Here is a 19034-nt window from a genome sequence, read left to right as displayed (position 1 = left end):
AGATGTTATGGCAAGTCATATCGCCCATTATTTTTTCGGAAAGCGTATCCTTACCCTATTGCCGGATGCCGCGCAAGCAGTCGCCCAAAAGTACGAAGCGCATTTTTCAATCGGCAATCAGGGACCCGATATTTTTTTCTTTGCCTTACCCTATCGGGCGGACAATCTCGGGAGCCGCATTCACGCCGAGAGCCTGTCAAAACTGCTGCGGCAAAATCGCGGTTGGATCCGCTATTCCGATCGCAACAATCCTACCTGGGCCTATCTTTTGGGCCTGCTCTGCCATTTTTCTTTGGACATCTCCCTGCACCCCTTTATCGATCGCATCGAAGACAGAGTCGCCCTGGACCATATGACCATGGAGCGGGAGCTCGACCGCGCGGTGCTCGAAGAAGAAGGCATCGATCCGCTTCGGTTCGTTAGCCGCGACATTCTTCCCCATCCGGATAAGGTGGCGGATGCCATCGTGCCGGTCTACGGCCGCTACGAAGGCGGCGACATCCACGCCGTACGCAGTGCCCTGTTTTCCTTTCGCCTCGTGGAGATGCTCTTTCACGTCTCCTCCCCCGGCGCGTACGATCGAAAGATGCGACTACTGCGCCTGTTGGGCATGCAAAAATCCTTCGGCGGCAAGTTGATGCACGACAAAGGATTTTTCGAATCCCGCTATATCACCACCCCCGCCTTAATGACACGCATGCGCCTCGCCTATCCCGTCGCCGTCGAGGCGATCGAGGCGCTGTATGAAGGCGAGGACGCCTATCCGCCGTTTTTTGATCTGAATTTCAGTGGAGTGTGACATGAAAAACTTTACCGTCTCCGAACGCAATTGGATGCTCTACGACGTCGGCAATTCCGCCTTCGTCCTCTTGGTGACGACCATTCTCCCCATCTACTTTCGAAGCCTTACCGATCGGGCGGGCATCTCCGCCACCGACTACTTCAGCTACTGGGGGCTGGGAATGACGATCTCGACCGTATTGATCGCCTTGGCGGGCCCCTTTCTGGGTCGCATCGCCGACGGAAAGATCGGCAGGCGCAGGAGCTTTTTGGTCTCCGTCGCCTTTGCGGTCACGGTTTCATTGCTATTTCCGTTTTTCCCCGATTGGCGCAGTTTTCTGATCGCCTTTATATTGGCGAAGGCGGGCTATAACGCCTCTTTGATCTTTTATGATTCGATGCTCGTCGACGTGACGAGCCCCGAAAATATGGACCGCGTCTCCGCCACGGGCTTTGCATGGGGCTATATCGGAAGCTGCATTCCCTTTGTCCTCTCGTTGGCGGTGATATTGCTTTTTCCCAAGATGGGCCTCGATACCGGAGTCGCCATGGGAATCGTTTTTTTTATCAACGGGCTTTGGTGGCTCCTCTTTACGCTGCCGGTCCTAAAGACCTATCGGCAAACCCACTTTTCGACAGAGGCCGCCTCGTTTTCCGATATGGCGAAGACCCTGAAACACATTCGCAGGGACAAGGCGCTCTATCTGTTTTTATTGAGCTTTTTCTTCTACATCGACGGGGTCTATACCATTATCAATATGGCCACCGCCTACGGCGAATCGCTGGGGCTCGATTCCTCGGGTCTTTTGCTCGCGCTTTTGGTGACCCAGATCGTCGCCTTCCCCGCCTCTTTGCTCTTTGCGCGGCTCTCCAAAAAATACCCCGCGTACCGGCTGATCGCCCTCTGTATCGTCTGCTACGCGGGCATCGCCCTATTTGCCGTACAGCTCGACAGCTTGGCGGAATTTTGGTTCCTCGCCGTCGCCGTCGGCCTCTTTCAGGGCGGGATCCAGTCCTTGAGCCGCTCTCACTTTGTCCGCCTGATCCCCCCGGAACGAAGCGGCGAATACTTCGGCATCTTCGACATCTTCGGCAAGGGCGCATCGATCATCGGCACGCTTATGATCTCGGCGCTCACGACCTTGTTGGGCAGCCAATCCCGGGCGATCTTTTCGCTGGTGATAATGTTTTTGATCGGACTCTTTTTATTCCTCGCCTCCGTTCGCGAAATGCGTAAAACCGATCAGTAGACGACCCCGCCAAAACCCCAAGCGAGTGGACATCGGTTCGCTCGTTTTTTTGATCTCCGAATGCGAGGAGGTCCTGACGCCGCGCCGAATGTACTATATAATACCCATACACCCATTTGACAGAAATTCCAAAGGAGAATACATAGTGATTCGAAGCTATTCCGAACTATTAAAGCGTTTCATCGATTTTACAGATACCAAACTGATCGTCCTCGCCAATGCCCTGCGCTACGACACCTCGTATATCAGCAAATGGTGTTCCGGCACTAAATTGCCCACGGCAAAGGCGATCCACGAGATCAACGACACCCTCGGTGCGATCTTTGCCGAAGCCATTATAGAAGAGGACGCGCTCCCCTTTTTCTACCATACCTTCCATATCGACCGCCGGGGTCTTCAAGATCTTACCGAAGACCAGCTCGCAAAAAAGATCACACAAATTCTAAACGACGCCTACTACGAAGCGGCGCCGGAGCCCTTTGTCGAAGTGGGCGGCAACGAGCTCGCCTTTCACGCGGGAACCTACAAAGTGAAAAAACAGATTGCGGAAATCTTAAAGGACTTGATAATCCTGGGCGATGCGGAACCGCTCTATATTTGGACGAATTTTGACGTGTTTTCGCCGCAGATGAAGTTTATCCTGGACATTATCAAAGAGTACCAGCTGAACGATCGTCAGATTACCGTAGCGGCGGGCTACACATTCGACGAGACGGCAAATTCCCTACAACTTTATCGACTGATGAGCGCATACAGCAATCTTTCGATTGAGCTCTACGATACGAGTCCCCTCAGCGGCTTTAAATTTATCGTGATTGAAGACAAGTTCTTTTCCAACTTTACCATCGACAACGAAGGAAACTTTGAGACCGTCACCTATAGCTTCGATCTGGATCTCGTGCGGGAATTTTCGGATTTTATCACGGCCAAGGTACCCAATCCCGACTATGCGCTCAAGACCATCGACTCGGAAGAGGTGGCGAGCAGCAATTTCCGCACAAACTTCTACACCGGAAGCCAGTTCAAATTCTTAAACGGCTACGGATTCGAGTTCCTCCTGCCGCCCGAAGTCGTCTCCGACATCGTCGAGAGCAATCAAAACGGGGACGGCACCTCGGCGGAAATCCAAGAGATCAAGAAATTGGAAGTGATCTGGGAAGAGCTCTTTATCAACGCGGAGATCGATTTTTTTATGCCCCGTTCCTCCCTCTTCGAATATATGGAACACGGCTATATCATGCACTGCGGCATTCACTACCGGCTGCGCCCCGAACAGCGATCCCGCCACTATGCCCATATCATCGAATGTATGCGCAACAACCCCAAGATTCAATTTTATCTGATCGACGATTTCGCCACGAGGAATCTAAAGAACTACAAGGAATTTAACTTCCACTACAACGGAACGCAGTGTTTCTTAAAAAATAGCAAATTGGCGAAGACCGCAGAGATCTCCGTCGTGACCGATCCCCGATTGATGGATCTCTTTGAAAGCCTTCTCGGAGAATTAGAAGCCAACAATGCCTATATCGCCTACGACGCGGACAGTTTGGAATCTTTGCTGACCAAATACGAGAAGATCTTTAACCCTTCGAGGGACTAGAAATTCCGTCGATCGAATTTTCTTCGCAAAAAAATCGTGCCGGCGAGAACCGAATCTCGCCGGCACAATTTTTTATGTCGCATAAGGGGTGTGGACAATGCCCGATGTGTTTCTCGTTATGCCAAGGCGCCATGGGCGGCGATGACGTCCTGGAGCGCGCTCGCGGAGTGGTTGAACTTTTCGCGTTCTTCGCCCTTCAGTTCGATATTTAAGGTCTGTACGACGCCCTCTCTCCCCACAATGGCGGGCAAACTCAGATAAGCATTGCTGATGCCGTTGTTGTCCTCTAAGAAGGTAGAGACCGGTAGAATGCAGTGTTCGTCTTTGAGGATCGCCTTTACAATCCGCGTTACGGACATGGCGATGGCATACGAAGTGTTGCCCTTGCGCTGAATGACCTCATAGGCGGCATTGCGCACGTCGTTTTCGATGTCTTCTCGAAGGGCGGGGGTGAACTCGATCCCTTTTTGTTCGGCAAAGGTCTCGATCGGAATGCCTTGAATCGTCATCAGATCCCAGGATACAAAAGAGGTGTCTCCGTGTTCTCCCAGCACATAGGCCTGTACGTCGTGGGGGCTGACATCCAAGCGGCGCGCCACTTCGTATTTTAAGCGGGAGCTGTCGAGAACCGTACCGGAGCCGATGATTCGCTCCTTCGGAAAGTGCGACAATTTGAGCGACAAAAGCGACTGAATGTCTACCGGGTTCGATACGACCAAGAGGATCGCATCGGGACTATACGCGGTGACTTGCGGAATAATGGATTCAAAAATCTTAATATTTCTTCCCACCAAATTGATCCGCGATTCTCCGGACTTTTGGGCGGCGCCCGCCGTAATCACGACGATATCGGAGTTTGCGGTCTTGTCATAATCCCCCGCCGTAATGGTCATGGGATTGATAAAACTGGCCCCGTGATTGAGGTCCATGGTCTCGCCTTCGGACAATTCTTCGTTCAAATCGACGACGACGAGTTCGTTGGCGAGGCCTGCCATGGTCAAAGAGAAAGCGGTGGAGGCACCCACGGCGCCTGCCCCGATGACGGAAATCTTTACATGTTCTTTCGACATAATCCAATCCTTTCATAAATATTTATACCATATGCTTGAGCTTAGAAAAAATATATCATAGCCACTTTGCTTCCGTCTATGAAATGCGTTGGGCACTTGTTGACCGCGTTTTCCCGAATTTGTAGGGTTGCCGTTTTTCAGGCATCTCGTTGCCCGTTGTTGACCGATTTGACCAAAAATGCAATCCATTGGCGAAGCCGAAGAGCCATTGCATAGACCCCGACGAGGAGCAAACAAAAAACGCACCGACCGCGCGGTCCGTGCGTTTTCTCTATATTGGGTTTATTCTTTGTTCGCGTTCTCGATAATTTCCTGCGCCAGTTGGGCGGGCACTTCTTCATAGCGCTCGAACTCCATGGTGAAAGCGCCGCGACCCTGGGTCATCGCCCGCAGATCGATGGCGTATTCAAACATTTCCGCCTGGGGCGCCTCGGCGATAATCAGCTGGCCGCCGCCCTTTTGCTGGTCCATACCCAGAATGCGACCTCTGCGTTTGTTCATGTCTCCCATGACATCGCCCATATAGTCGTCGGGTACGGTGACTTCTACCCGCATAATGGGCTCGAGCAGCACGGGGTTCGCCTCGGGGATCCCCTTCTTAAAGGCGAGGGACGCCGCCATCTTAAAGCTCATTTCGTTGGAGTCCACATCGTGGTAGCTGCCGTCATAGAGCACGGCCTTGACGCCGACCACGGGATAGCCCGCGAGGACGCCCTTTTCCATGGCATCGGCAAGGCCTTTTTCTACGGCGGGGAAGTAGTTTTTGGGGACGCTGCCGCCGAAGACTTCTTCGTCGAATACGAAGTCCTCGTCCGTGGGCTCAAAGCGAATCCACACATCGCCGTACTGGCCGGCGCCGCCGGATTGTTTTTTATGCTTCCCTTGTACCGAGGCGGTGCTTCGGATCGTCTCGCGATAGGGAATGATAAAGGGCACTTTGTTGACCGCCACCCCGAAGGTATTTTTAAGCTTTTCGAGGATCACGTCCAGGTGGACATTGCCCTGTCCGCCCACGGTAAGTTGTTTGGTCTCGGGATTTCTGACGATGACGATGCCCGGATCTTCCTCTTGGAGTCTGCGGAGCGACGTCGAGAGCTTTTCTTCGTCGTTTTTCGACGCCGCTTCGATGGCGTAGAAATATACCGGTTGCGGCATCTTTACCTTTTTGTAGATAACCGGATGCGCCTTATCCGCCAAGGTATCGCCGGTCTTGGTATGGGTCAATTTCGCGACGGCGCCGATGTCTCCGGCGTGAATCTCGTCTACGGGGAGTTGCTCCTTACCGCGAATCGCAAAGACCCCGGCGTTTTTCTCTTCGACGCCTTGGGAGGCATTATAGAGTCCCATATCCTTTTTGAATACGCCGCTCAGCACCTTAAAGATCGAGATTTTTCCCACATAAGGGTCGGTAATCGTCTTAAATACCACCGCCGAGAAGGGATCCGCATCGCCGATTTCGCGCTCTTCGCCGGATTCGTAGCGGAAGCCCGTATGGGCGCGCTCGTCGTCGGGTGCGGGCATATAGTTGACGATGGTGTTCAAGAGAATGTCGATCCCGATTCCCTTTTCGGCACTGCCGACCAATAGCGGCACGGCGTCCCCTTCCAAAAGCGCCGTCGTTACGCCGCGCAGCAGGTCGTCGCGGGTGAATTTATCGCCGCTGAAATACTTTTCCATCAGGACCTCGTCGGACTCGGCGACGACCTCCGCAATCTCTTCGTACATCCGCTCGGTCGCCTTGATCTGGTCGTGGTTGAGTTCGACTTCCGCCGGCGCCGCATCGGTATAACGGAATCCCTTTTGGAAGATAACGTCGGTAACGCCGACGAACTCTTCGCCCTCTCCGATGGGCACGGAGAAGGGAATGACCTTTTTGCCGAAAAGGCTCTCGATCTGTTCCATCAAGGCGCGGAAATTTACGTTCTCGCCGTCGATTTTATTGACGAAGATAATCCGCGGCAATCCGATCTCTTCGGTGTATTTCCACATCCGTTCCGTTCCCACCTGCACCCCGGCGGTGGCATCGATAATCATCAGTGCCGCTTCGGCGGCGCGCAGTGCGCCGATGGATTCGCTGATAAAATCCATATAGCCGGGCGTATCGATGATGTTCAGCTTCATCTTCCGCCATTCGATAGGAATAATGCTCGTACCGATGGACGTCCCTCTCTCCATCTCCTCTTTGGAGAAGTCGGAGACGGTATTTTTTTCGTCCACGTGGCCGATCTTTTTGGTCGCTCCCGATTGGAAGAGCATGGCCTCGGTTAAATTCGTTTTCCCGGAACCGCTGTGGCCTACGAGGGCCAAGTTACGGACCTGACTGGTGTTATAGACTTTCATGTGTAATTCCTCCTATCGTGCGGTTTCCCTTGCGGAAACGTTTTTATGTGTACGATTATACCATAAACGCGCATTTTTTTCAGTCTATTGATAACAATTTCACCATTCGAACCGATGATCTCACATGCCGTTTATGCCGCGCAGTGTATTTAAAAAATTTACGGATCGCTTTCGGGAAAAGGTTCGCCACTGCAACTAAAAAAAGACGAGCCCTCGCTCGTCTTTTCAAAATCAATAGGGATTGTCGCCCAGCATTTGGTCGATCTTGGATCGGGTCCAGCCGAAGGCGCCCCCGGAATGGATAAAGAGCACGTTCTTTTTGTCCTTCCAGTTGCCGCTCAACAGCTCGGAAATCGTGCCGTACATCGCCTTTCCCGTATAGACCGGATCGAGGATGATCCCGGTTTGGGAGACGAAGTCGCGGATAAACTCCAATTCTTCGGGCCGGCTGATGCCGTAGCCGATGCCCTGGTAGCCGTCTATGACGTGGGGATCTTCGACGACGACGTCGGTTGCGGCGATCTCGTTCATTTCGGCGAGAATCGGCGGCAACATGACTTCTTTGATGTTCTTTGCCGGGGCAAAGATGCTGATGCCGATAATATCTTTCTTCGTTTTTCGCAGGGCATCGGCATATAAAAGGCCCGCCAACATCCCCGCGGATCCGGTGGTGGAGATCACGGTGTCGAACTCGATCCCCATCTCTTTTTCCTGGGCGAGGATCTCGTCGAAGCAGTCCACATAGCCGAAGCTCCCCAGGCCGTTGGCGCCGCCCATGGGGATGATCATGACCGTTTTCCCCTCGGCCTCCAGCTCCGCCTTCCAATCTTCCATCAGTTCGTCCCGGCGGTTGTTGTAGTCTTCTCCGCTGATAAAGCGCAGTTTCGCCCCGGCGAGGATGTCCAAAAACACATTCCCCTCCGGCGGCACATCTTCCCTTCCGCCCAAAAGCAGATGGCAGTCGAAGCCCATTCGCGCACAGGCCATCGCCGTGGCGCGGCAATGGTTGCTCTGGGCGGCGCCGGTGGTGATGATGTCGGTAATGCCGTCGTCCAACGCTTTTTGCAATATATATTCCAACTTACGGATCTTATTTCCGGTTACGGATATACCGGTCATATCGTCTCGTTTTACGAAGAGATTGGCGGGTAAATCCGCATCCATCAACTGTACTTGCTCGATGCGCGTCGGCGTATTCGCCAAAGTCAATTTTTTCATGGGATCACCTCAATATGATACTCCGTCTTTTTTGTCGGCGGTTTGCAGCACTTCCCATCGCTTCTCGTCGTAGCGCGCCACAGAGAGTCCGGCGCTTTCGGGGATGGGCCGGTGCCAAAAGTTTTCGATCGAAACGCCTTCCATGCAGTTGAGCATCGCCCGAATGCTGACGCCGTGTGCCACGACGAGGATCGGGCCCGTCTCTTCGGTCTCGATGTGCCGAAGAAAGGATTCGATCTTTCGGTACAGATCGTGAAAGTTTTCCGTCCCCGAAAAACCGAAAGCCTCCGGCGATTCGAAGTAGATCTTGCACATCGGGTCGTCTTGGATCTCTGAAAAGAGCTTCCCCTCCCAGGGACCCAGCGGGAGTTCCCGTAGCGCTTCTACCTCTATTATGGGAAATTTTCTGTCGTTACGCAAGATCTCGGCGGTCTTTTTTGCCCGCCCCAGGTCGGAACAGTAACAGGATCGAAACGGCAGATGGGCGAGGGTTTTCGCCATTTTTTCGATTTCCTCTATCCCCGCCTCGGTTAAGGGCGAGTCCTGTCGGCCCTGGATGCGATCTTCCCGATTCCACTCCGTCTGGCCGTGGCGGAGAATATACAGCTCGATCACTCCGCTTTGGTGAGGTCGAATTGAATCATTTCGTCGTTGAGTTCCGTGGCGTCGCAAATGAGTTCGGCTCTGTCCATGGTTTCGGCGAGAGTCTCATCCATAATGTCGTCCTTGACATTTTCCAGCGCCTCCGCCACCTTGTCGGAGCAGTTGTAGCGGATGCGGATGCGGTCGGTGACTTCGTAGTCGTTGGATTTTCTCTGCTTTTGTACCTTGGAGATAAATTCGCGGACATAGCCTTCCGCCACCAAGGACTCGGTGAGTTCCGTATCGAGAATGACGAAGAGATTGTCCTCCATGCTGACGTCAAAGCCCTCTTTCGCGGTGATATCCACCAAGACGTCTTCCAAGAGCACTTCGGTCTCTTCGCCTTCTAAGGTCATGGTGACCGATCCCTTTTCCTTGAGTTCGGCATACAACGCCTTGGCATCCCGTGTAGCAAGTTCTTTTTTGAAGTCGCGGATCTTCGAGCCGAATTTTTTGCCTACGGTCTTAAAGTTGGGCTTCAAATTGTAATGCATATATTCGGAAAGATCTTGTTTGAACACGACGTCTTTGACATTCAGTTCTTCTTTGATCAGTCCGGTGAGGTCGCCGACGAGATCTTCTAAGTCGCCGTCGATCAAGACCTGCGACAAGGGCTGACGCACCTTGATCTTGGCATTTTCCCGGCCGGCGCGGCCCAAAGTGACCAGGGTGCGCACGATGTCCATCTTTTTCTCGAGCTGCACATCGATGGCCTCCTCGTCCACGGCGGGATAGCGCTCCAAGTGGATGCTCTCGCCGCCGACGAGAGTTTCGTAGAATTCCTCGGCGACAAAGGGGGCGATGGGAGAGATCATCTTGCAGACGCCCAAGAGGACGTCGTAAGTGGTCTTAAAGACGGCATTTCTCGAGGGACTGTCCGCCTCGTCCCAGAAACGCCTTCTGTTTCTGCGGATATACCAGTTGGACAGGTCTTCTGCGACGAAATCTTGGATTTCCCGCACGACTTTGGTGATCTCGTGGGCTTCCATATTTTCGATTACATTTTGCAGGAGGCTGTTGTACTTGGAGAGAACCCAGCGGTCAATCTCTTCGTATTCGACTTCCATCTCTTCTCGAGGGTCTACGCCGTTTAAGTTGGCATAGAGGGTAAAGAAATTGTGCAGATTGCGCAGAGAGCGGAAGAACTTGCCCTTTACCTCGCGCAGGCCGTCTTCGTCGAATTTCGTCGGCGTCCACGGCGGAGAGACATACATCAGGTACCAGCGCACGGCATCGGCGCCGTATTCCTTAAAGAGCGCTTCGGGAGAGACGGTATTGCCCCGGCTCTTGCTCATCTTTTTGCCCTCTTTGTCGAGGATCAGGTCGTTGACCAAGACGCTCTTGTAGGGAGATTGTCCGGTCATATAGGTCGAGATGGCGAGCAGCGAATAGAACCAGCCGCGCGTCTGGTCGATCCCCTCGTTGATAAATGCCGCCGGGAACAATTCGTCGAAATCGTCGGCGTGTTCAAAGGGGTAATGCCATTGGGCAAAGGGCATGGAGCCGGAATCGAACCAGCAGTCGATGACGTCTTTTTCCCGCACCATTTCGCCGCCGCAGTCGCATTGCAGATGTACGTCGTCCACATACGGGCGGTGCAGTTCGATGTTTTCGTCGATGTCTTCGACGGCGCGCTCCACCAATTCCTTGCGGCTGCCCACCGAATCGATCTTGCCACAGTCCGGACAGCGCCATACGGGAAAGGGCGTGCCCCAATAGCGAGAGCGGGAGATCGCCCAGTCGTTTAGGTTTTCGAGCCAATTGCCGAATCGCTTTTCGCCGACGAAATCCGGATACCAGTCGACGCCGGCGTTGTTTTCGACCAATTTTTCTTTGTATTTGGTCACCGCGATATACCAAGACGGATGGGCGTAGTAGATCAGCGGCGTCTTGCATCTCCAGCAGTGGGGATAGTTGTGGACGATGGTCTCTTTGGAGAAGACCTTGTCTTCTTTTTTCAAAAAGTCGATGATCTCTTCGTTGACGTCGTGTACAAAGCGGCCCTTCCACAGGGTCTCGGTAAAGTTCCCCTCTTCGTCCACGGGCCGTACGAATCCTAAGCCATAGCGGTGGCCGGTCTGGTAGTCGTCTTCCCCGAAAGCCGGCGCGGTATGCACGATCCCGGTTCCGTTGTCGGTGGTGACATAGTCCGCACAGACCACCATAAAGGCCTTGCCTTCAATGGAGACCTGATCGATCAACTGCTCGTATTCCCGGTACTCCAATGCGCTTCCCGGCATCGTCTCGAGAATCTCGTATTCGTCTTTGAGCACATCGTCGATCCGCGCCGAAGCGAGATAATACACATTGCCGTCGGCGTATCGTACCTTGGCGTATTCCACGTCGGGATGCACAGCAAGCGCCACGTTCGAAGGGACGGTCCACGGGGTCGTGGTCCAGGCCAAATAATAGGCGTCTTCGTCCTTCGCCTTGAACTTGACGGTAATCGTCGGCGTCTTGTCTTCTTGGTAGCCCTGCGCCACTTCGTGGGAAGCGAGGCCCGTGCCGCAGCGGGGACAATAGGGCAGAATCTTATGGCCTTCGTAGATCAAACCGTCCTGAAACATCTTATTGAGGATGTACCAGACCGATTCGATATAGTCGTTGTTCAGGGTGATATAGGCTTCGTCGAGGTCGATCAAATAACCCATGCGCGCGGTCATCTTGCGCCACAGATCTTCGTATTCGAAGACGGATTCGCGGCATTTTTGGTTGAATTTTTCGATGCCGTATTTCTCGATATCCTGCTTATTCTTTAGGCCCAGCTTCTTTTCCACTTCGATTTCCACCGGCAGCCCGTGGGTATCCCACCCCGCTTTGCGCTTTACCTTATAGCCCTGCATCGTCTTATAGCGACAGGTCAAATCCTTTAAGGTTCTGGAAATTACGTGGTGAATGCCCGGCTTGCCGTTTGCCGTCGGCGGGCCTTCGTAAAAGATAAAGTCTTCGCTGTCTTCTCGGGCCTCGACCGAACGCTTTAACAGGTCGATCTCTTGCCAGTAGTCCACGATTCGACGTTCCCGTACATCGGCGGGATCGGTCGATAAGGTCTGAAACTTTGCCATAATACACTCCTTTGTTGTTTTTAATTTATAAAAACGTCCCTTCGTCAAAAGACGAAGGGACGCAATTATACGCGGTACCACCCTACTTATAGGTTACTATCACTCGATACCTTAACGCGGTAAGACGGCCCGAAGGCTCTGAAGAAGGTGATGCGATCGAATCTATGACGGCGCTTTTCAGCCACTGCGCCTCTCTGTGGACAGGGAGATTCAATCTTCGGCTTCTACGGTTTCGATAAAATTTGTAATTGGCACGTTTTGAAATTGCTGAATGACTTCTTCCTGTATGCCGTAAAGGGTGCGATGGAACTTGCAACCCTGAATGGCCTTGCCTTCGTAGCGATTGCACTGCGGATCGTCGGCGTGCAAACATCGATTGAGTTCGATGGGGCCGTCTACGGCGAGGATGATGTCGTAGAGAGTAATGGATGCGGCGGGCTTGTTTAAGATATAGCCGCCGTTTGCGCCCCTCTTGGAACGGGTCAGACCCGCCAAGTTCAGCTTTCTTAAGATACGCAGGGTAAACCGTTCGGGTACGTCCATAGCGCGGGCGATCTTGGGAGCGCCGATTACTTTGCCCTCGTTGCTTGCCAAATGGGCGATAATTCGAAATGCATAGTCTATTTCCTGCGTCAGTCTCACTTTGGCCCTCCTTCTACTTCGGTTGAGTATCAATTATAACACTTTTGTTTAGTTCGGTAAAGAATAGAAATCCTCGTGCTCGCACCGAAACATCTCGACGAGCTTCGTTTCCTCGTCTAAGACGACGTCTGCAAAGGTCAACAGATGCCCCGCGGCGATATCCCGCTTGGCGACGGCGCCTTCTGTGATCAATCCCACGGGCACAAGCCCCTCGCCGTAACAATGCGCCGCCTCGGTGATCTTGCCGTAGACCGCATCGGAGCCGATGCCGCCGAGGGTCTCTCCCTTTTTTATGGCGCGCTTGGCGATGGCGACCGTATGGGCGATATAGCCTTTTGTCGGCGCGATGGTCGGCTCCTGATACAACACCGCCTTGGCGATGGTCATGGGCGTCTCGATATTGGTGAGGTGGTAGGGCCGGTAGAGGATATAGCTGGGGCCCTCTCCCATCGAAAGATAGGGCATCTCCCGGCGAATCACTTCGTCGTCGGTCTTTACGGCGACGAACACCCCGGGGGCAATGCCGTGGACGAATTCCACCACGCCCTTTTTCGAAAAGCGGCCGCCGTCTTCTTTTTGCCGCGCCTCGCGCTTTAGCCCGTGGATATCCGCTTCGATGCCGTGGCAGCCGAAGACGTCGGGCACCAGACCCGTGGCATTGGATACGGCATTGAGCTCGATCATGGTGTTGGTGCCGTCGACAAAAGAGGTGAGCATACGCGGGCTGATCCCCTTTTTCGCCGCCTCCTCCGCCAACTCCTCGGGCGTGGCGTCGGTGCGGAGGGGATTGTTCTTTCCCTTGCCGGCGCAGACGATATCGAATCCGAGGAAGTCGGCAAATTCATAGAGTTCCATTATCGAACCCGGCTCGTCCCCGGCGGTGCCGGTGTAGCAGAGTCCCTTTTCCCGGGCCTTCTTCAAAAAGTAGGGTCCGAGCAGAACGTCGCATTCCACATTCAAAGAGACGATATGCTTTCCGTTCTCCAGGCCGTATTCGTTGATTTCCGCCCCCGCCTCGGTATTGCCTGTGCAGTCGACGATCACGTCCACCGCCGCCCACTCCCAGGCAAGTCGGTTTTCGGTGGTAAGGGCGATTTCGCCCCGGCTGCGGGCGGCCTTCGCCGCATCGATCGTCTTGGCGTCTACAAATGCATCGTAGGCGAGCCCGAGGTCCTCGAGTTTTTGCTGCAGTCCGTCGGCGTTTCTCGACGCCCACAGCACGGGCTCCATGCCCTTTATCTTTAACAATTGGGCGACCAGGCCCGTTCCCATCAGTCCCGCCCCGACGACGGCGACGCGAATCGGTCCCTGTTGCTCCAAATCATCTTTGATTTTCATAGTTTCCTCCATTCATTCTCTAGAATTATAGCACAGTTTCAGGCCGCGCAAAAAAGATGGGAACGCATTTGCCGTTCCTTGCCCGGAATTTGATATTCCCTTACCCTTTCGGGTATATACCATCAGAATAGGAGTGAATCTATGAACGAAAACTATATCGAAATCGACAAGCGGGAGATTCCCGAACTACACGGGGAAGTCTCCCTTTTAGAGCACAAAAAAACGGGAGCACGCCTCCTCTTAATCGACAATAAAAACCACAACAAGACATTTTCGATCGGCTTTCGCACGCCGCCGGAGGACTCGACCGGCGTCGCCCATATCGTGGAACATTCCACCCTGTCGGGCTCGCGCAAATACAAGACCAAGGAACCCTTTATGGATATGGTCGGCTCCAGTCTGCAGACCTTCTTAAACGCCATGACCTATCCGGATAAGACGATCTATCCCATCAGCTCCCGAAACGACAAGGACTTTCGGCAACTGATGGACCTCTATTTGGATGCGGTCTTTTATCCCTCGATGAAAGAAAACAAAAATATATTCTACCAAGAGGGCTGGCACGCTGAGATCCAAGACGACCGGCTGATTAAAAACGGCGTGGTCTATAACGAAATGAAGGGCGTCTACTCCGACCCGTCCAATCAGGTATCGGACATCGTACGGGAACGCCTCCACCCCGCCGGCACCTATTCTCACGATTCCGGCGGCAATCCCGAACATATCCCCGAACTGCGCTATGAAGATTTCCTCGCCTTCCACGAGCGCTTTTACCACCCGTCCAATAGTTATATCCTCCTCGCCGGCGATATGGACTTTGCGGAGCGGTTGGACTATTTGGACCGCGAATATCTTTCGCAGTTTAACCGCCGCGATCCCGCCTCCGAAATCGTGGGCCACGACTTTTATTCCGAACCGCAGGAATTTTTCGACACCTACGACCTGGAAGAAGGCGAAGACGGCCACGGAAAATCGTATTTCGCCATGGCCTATACGGCAAAGGAAAATCCCGATGCCGAAGACCTACTGTTGCGCAGCTTCTTTCAGGAGCTCTTGGTGGAATCGGAAAACGGCATACTCAAGAGAAAGCTTCGCGAGGCGGAAATCGGCGAAGACATCTATACCGAGCTTTCCGCGGGCAATACTTGGGACTTTACGATCGTCGCCTACCACGCGGAAAAAGAGCAGTACGAACGCTTTAAAGAGATCGTGACAAATACCCTCGAAGATCTCGCCGAAAACGGCTTCGACGAGGACATACTGCGGGCAACCCTCGCCAAATTCGAATTTTCGGTTCGTCGCGGCGGCGGCGCCCATGCGGATCTGTTGAGCTATATCGGCGCGCTGAATACCTGGCTCTACGACAAAAATCCCTTGGACGGAATCGAACTGCTGCCGAAACTCAATGCCCTTCGTCTGAAAATCGGAAGCGATTATTTCTCCGAAAAAATTCGCGAATACTTCTTAAACGCCCCGCAACAGATCGCCATGCGAATCGATCCCGAAGCGGGCAAGCAAAAGCGCCTCGATGCCGCCCAAAGAGAAAGAGAACGCGAAGCGCTCAGCGTCCTTCCCGAAGCGGAAAAAGAGCGGATTCGCGCCGAAGCCGAAGCGCTCATTCGCTACCAACAGACGCCCGATTCCCCCGAGGATAAGGCGAGCATCCCCAAACTCGAACCCGAGGACGTGGAGCCGAATATCACCCCCATCCCCCGCAAAGCGATCGAAGTCGCCGGCGTATCGGGAACGGAAAATGCCTTAGAGACCAATGGCATCGTCTATACCAATCTCGCCTTCGATATGCGGCATCTCGACGAAGAAGAACTCTATTACGCGTCGATCCTAAGCGATCTCTTGTCAAAAGTGGAGACCGAAGCCTACGATCCCGCCGCCCTCGATACCGAAATCTATCTCTCCGGCGGCGGCATCACCTTCGAGACCCCGGTAGAAAAAAGTGACGACGGCTATACGCCCTATTTCTTTATCTCCACCGGCGCCCTGCCCCGGCAGCTGACGCGCTGCTACGATGTGCTCCACGAGATTATGACGCGCTCCCGCTTCGACGATGCGGCGCGCATTCGCACCCTCTTGGAGTCGGTAAAGGCGGACATCGCCACATCGCTTCTCCAATCGGGACATCAAATCGTCTCCGCCCGGGTGCGCGCCCATTTTCACGAGGCCGCCTATGTGGACGATCTCTTAAACGGGCTCAATCTCTATTTCTTCCTCGCCGATCTCCTAAAGAAAGGCGACTTTAAAGCCTTGACACAAAAACTCAAAGGGGTATATGAAAAACTCTTTACGACCAGCCGCCTAAAGATCAATTTGATCGCCGAGGAAAAGGACCTGGATGCCGCAAAGACGGCACTCGCCCCCTTCCTCGAAAAATTCCCGAAGACCCGCTACGATAATATGGCGCTCGCCTTTTCCGTTCGCCGCGAAAACGAAGCCTTTCTCGCCAGCTCCCAAGTCAATTATGTGGCAAAGGGCGGCGACATTCACGCGGCGGGTTTCGACTACGACGGCCGGCTCGCGGTGCTTTCCAATGTGCTGAGTAACCGCTTTTTGCACAACGAAATCCGCGCCAAAGGCGGTGCCTACGGCGCCGGCGTGCGCATCACCCGCGCGGGCGAAGTCGCCTGCTATTCCTACCGCGACCCCCGCGTGCCCGAGACCATCGCGGTCTACGACAAAATGGCGGAATTTCTCGCGACCCTCGAGATGAAAAAGCGCGATCTCGACGATATGATCATCGGCACTATGAACGCCTTCGATCCCCATCTTTCGCCTCCCGCCTACGGCGTGTTGGACTTTAAGCGCTATCTGAACGGCACCACCGCCGAAGAGATTCAGAAGCGAAAAGAAGAGGCCCTCGCCACGACCGTACAAGATTTAAAAAGCTACGGTCCCATGATACAAAAGGTTATGGCGCAAAACCACGTCGTCGCCATGGGAAATTCCGATGTACTGAAACAAAATACCGATCTGTTCGATCGATTCGAATCCATTAAGCGATAGCGCGAAACAAAAACGCCCCGATGCGAAAACATCGAGGCGTTTTTTTGTGGGGATCTATGCGGCAAACCTGTCTTGTAATGCGTTGGCAATGCGAACGAGCAACAGCATCACCGGCACCTCTACCAAGACGCCCACCACGGTGGCAAGCGTGGCGCCGGATGCGAGGCCGAATAGCGAGATCGCGACGGCGACTGCGAGCTCAAAGAAATTAGAGGCCCCGATCATGCCGCAGGGCGCGGCGACGGAATACGGCAACTTCGCCCGATAGGCGGCATAAAAGGTCAGACCGAAGATTAAAATAGTCTGTAAGATCAACGGAACGGCTATGCGCAGAATATTCAGCGGTTCTGCGATAATCGTATCCCCTTGGAAGGAAAAAATAATCACCAATGTGAGGAGCAACCCCACCATCGTGTATTTGTCAAAAGCGGGAATTAATCGCTCATTTAAATAATCCTCGCCCTTATGCCGTAACAGATACCGGCGCGTCAGGTAGCTGAATCCCAGAGGCGCGACGATAAACAGAAGAATCGACAGAATCAGCGTTTCTCGGGGGATTGCGATATCGCCGACCTTCAATAAAAAACTCACGATGGGCACATAGGCAAACAATAAAATCAGATCGTTCGATGCCACTTGCACCAAGGTATAGGCGGGATTTCCCCTCGTAAGCTTACTCCAGACAAACACCATCGCCGTACAGGGTGCGGCTCCCAAGAGTACCGCGCCCGCCAAGTATTGGGAGGCGACGGCCGGATCCAAGTTGCGATAGATGCCGAAGAAAAAAATTTTTGCGATAAAATACATGGTAAACGGCTTTACGATCCAATTGGCGATCCAGGTAATCCAAAGCCCTTGGGGATTTTTCCCGATCTCTCGAATACTCCCAAAGTCGATCTTTAACATCATAGGATAGATCATAATCCACAGTAAAATCGCCGTCGGCACCGATACATTATAGAACTCCAGGCGACCCAATGCGGCGGGGATTTCGGGAATAAAGCGTCCGATGGCAACGCCGATTGCCATACAGAGTAAGACCCAGATGGTGAGATGGCGTTCAAAAAATCCGATACCCTTATCCTGCATATTCGGCCCCCGTTTCCACCGCTTCGACGAGATCCTTCACCTTTTTTTCGATCGTCCGCATAGTCTCTATAAAGGCGGCATCGTCCTTGCCCGTCGGATCGTCCAAGCCCCAATCGTACGCGACATAATCGTAATCCAATACGGGACATACGACATTGCACCCCATCGTAATCACGAGATCGACGGCGGGGATTTCTGAAATCGTCTTCGGTCTCTGTTCTTTTTGCATATCGATGCCGTAGACCGAGCGCATCAGGCGAACGGCATCGGGATTGATCGATCCTTTGACCTCGGTACCGGCGGAGTATACCTCCAACCGATCTCCGCCGAATTTTTTGGCCAATGCCTCGGCAATTTGACTTCGACAAGAATTGTGTACGCAGATAAATGCGACTTTTGTTTTCATAGCTACCTCCAATATATATATTTACACATCAATGTTTTTTGATGTATCGGATGAAAAAGCAGCCATCCTTTGGGATGGCTATTCCTCGGATTGCGTCAACTGCATCAGCACCTCTATGGCAGCTTCTCTGCCCGCTTCGGAGATGCGGTAATAGGTCCACCTGCCCTCTTGGCGGCCGACGACGATGCCGGATTCCGTCAAAATCTTCATGTGATACGAAAGACCGGACTGGGTGAGCGGCAAATGCTCCAATAGCACGCAGGAACATTCCTCCCCTGAGCGCAACAAATCCAAAATCGCCAATCTGCGCTCGTCACAGAATGCCTTAAAGATCTTGGCGATCTCCTTGTATTCTTCCACGATATCACCTCATATCAATATATATTGATGTAATGAGTATACGATTTTTACGCCTCTCTGTCAATGTCAAATCTAAATATTTTGATCTATCTTCGTCCGCGGCGTTCTCATTTTTTGTCTTGAATTGTCAAGTCAAGTGCAACTCCACTGAATGGTAAACCTCATAAGGCGTTTTCCAGTTTAAGCATTTACGTGGCCGGCGATTGATCTCTT

General features: G+C 53.1%; 14 protein-coding genes. 4 read left to right on the top strand and 10 right to left on the bottom strand.

Translation table 11 applies throughout. The annotated features are described in order from the left end of the window. Window positions 1–7: 7 nt before the first annotated feature. The 3 genes from QO008_RS00070 to QO008_RS00060 all read left to right on the top strand — a co-directional run bounded on the left by QO008_RS00070 (window position 8) and on the right by QO008_RS00060 (window position 3633). Window positions 8–799, top strand: coding sequence for a zinc dependent phospholipase C family protein (locus QO008_RS00070; protein WP_307383144.1), 792 nt, complete (start codon window positions 8–10; stop codon window positions 797–799). A 1-nt stretch (window position 800) separates the two neighbouring features. Continuing rightward, complete coding sequence (locus tag QO008_RS00065) at window positions 801–2030, top strand: MFS transporter (RefSeq protein ID WP_307383141.1); 1230 nt, start codon at window positions 801–803, stop codon at window positions 2028–2030. 145 nt (window positions 2031–2175) lie between these two features. Further along, a complete protein-coding gene (locus QO008_RS00060; RefSeq protein ID WP_126465019.1) occupies window positions 2176–3633 on the top strand; it encodes a hypothetical protein in 1458 nt (485 codons plus the stop codon). Window positions 3634–3749: 116 nt separating this feature from the next. Here the strand turns inward: QO008_RS00060 and QO008_RS00055 are convergent, their stop codons facing one another. The 7 genes from QO008_RS00055 to QO008_RS00025 form a co-directional block, all read right to left on the bottom strand. Next, the gene (locus tag QO008_RS00055) at window positions 3750–4703 is read right to left on the bottom strand and encodes an L-lactate dehydrogenase (RefSeq protein WP_307383134.1); all 954 of its coding nucleotides are present in this window, start codon (window positions 4701–4703) and stop codon (window positions 3750–3752) included. A gap of 282 nt (window positions 4704–4985) precedes the next feature. Continuing rightward, complete coding sequence (fusA, locus tag QO008_RS00050) at window positions 4986–7043, bottom strand: elongation factor G (RefSeq protein WP_126465015.1); 2058 nt, start codon at window positions 7041–7043, stop codon at window positions 4986–4988. Window positions 7044–7274: 231 nt separating this feature from the next. Then, complete coding sequence (locus QO008_RS00045; RefSeq protein ID WP_126465013.1) at window positions 7275–8261, bottom strand: 1-aminocyclopropane-1-carboxylate deaminase/D-cysteine desulfhydrase; 987 nt, start codon at window positions 8259–8261, stop codon at window positions 7275–7277. A 9-nt stretch (window positions 8262–8270) separates the two neighbouring features. Then, entirely contained in the window at window positions 8271–8876 is a 606-nt protein-coding gene (locus QO008_RS00040; RefSeq protein WP_164715189.1) for a histidine phosphatase family protein, read from the bottom strand. After that, on the bottom strand, window positions 8873–11968 hold the full coding sequence (gene ileS, locus QO008_RS00035) for an isoleucine--tRNA ligase (protein ID WP_307383130.1): 3096 nt from the start codon (window positions 11966–11968) through the stop codon (window positions 8873–8875). Before ileS ends, QO008_RS00040 begins: the two co-directional genes overlap by 4 nt. 210 nt (window positions 11969–12178) lie before the next feature. Beyond that, the gene (locus tag QO008_RS00030) at window positions 12179–12610 is read right to left on the bottom strand and encodes an RrF2 family transcriptional regulator (protein ID WP_126465008.1); all 432 of its coding nucleotides are present in this window, start codon (window positions 12608–12610) and stop codon (window positions 12179–12181) included. A 48-nt stretch (window positions 12611–12658) separates the two neighbouring features. Beyond that, window positions 12659–13948, bottom strand: a complete 1290-nt coding sequence (locus QO008_RS00025) for an NAD(P)H-dependent oxidoreductase (RefSeq protein ID WP_232006499.1) — start codon at window positions 13946–13948, stop codon at window positions 12659–12661. Window positions 13949–14089: 141 nt separating this feature from the next. Between QO008_RS00025 and QO008_RS00020 the strand changes: the two genes are divergently transcribed. After that, the gene (locus QO008_RS00020) at window positions 14090–16966 is read left to right on the top strand and encodes an insulinase family protein (RefSeq protein ID WP_307383126.1); all 2877 of its coding nucleotides are present in this window, start codon (window positions 14090–14092) and stop codon (window positions 16964–16966) included. 54 nt (window positions 16967–17020) lie between these two features. Here the strand turns inward: QO008_RS00020 and arsB are convergent, their stop codons facing one another. From arsB to QO008_RS00005, 3 genes are all read right to left on the bottom strand, one after another. Further along, on the bottom strand, window positions 17021–18055 hold the full coding sequence (gene arsB, locus QO008_RS00015; RefSeq protein ID WP_307383123.1) for an ACR3 family arsenite efflux transporter: 1035 nt from the start codon (window positions 18053–18055) through the stop codon (window positions 17021–17023). Continuing rightward, window positions 18045–18461 carry an arsenate reductase ArsC gene (locus tag QO008_RS00010; protein WP_307383120.1) on the bottom strand — a complete coding sequence of 139 codons (417 nt, stop codon included), beginning with the start codon at window positions 18459–18461 and terminating at the stop codon, window positions 18045–18047. Before QO008_RS00010 ends, arsB begins: the two co-directional genes overlap by 11 nt. 78 nt (window positions 18462–18539) lie before the next feature. After that, window positions 18540–18821 (bottom strand): ArsR/SmtB family transcription factor, encoded by a 282-nt coding sequence (locus tag QO008_RS00005; protein ID WP_197721109.1) that lies wholly within the window; start codon window positions 18819–18821, stop codon window positions 18540–18542. Window positions 18822–19034: the final 213 nt, after the last annotated feature.

Origin of the sequence: Aedoeadaptatus ivorii, assembly GCF_030815095.1 — a bacterium.
GTDB lineage: Bacteria > Bacillota > Clostridia > Tissierellales > Peptoniphilaceae > Aedoeadaptatus > Aedoeadaptatus ivorii.
The sequence above is the reverse complement of the archived record's forward strand: the minus strand, read 5'-3'. Positions and strand labels throughout refer to the sequence as shown.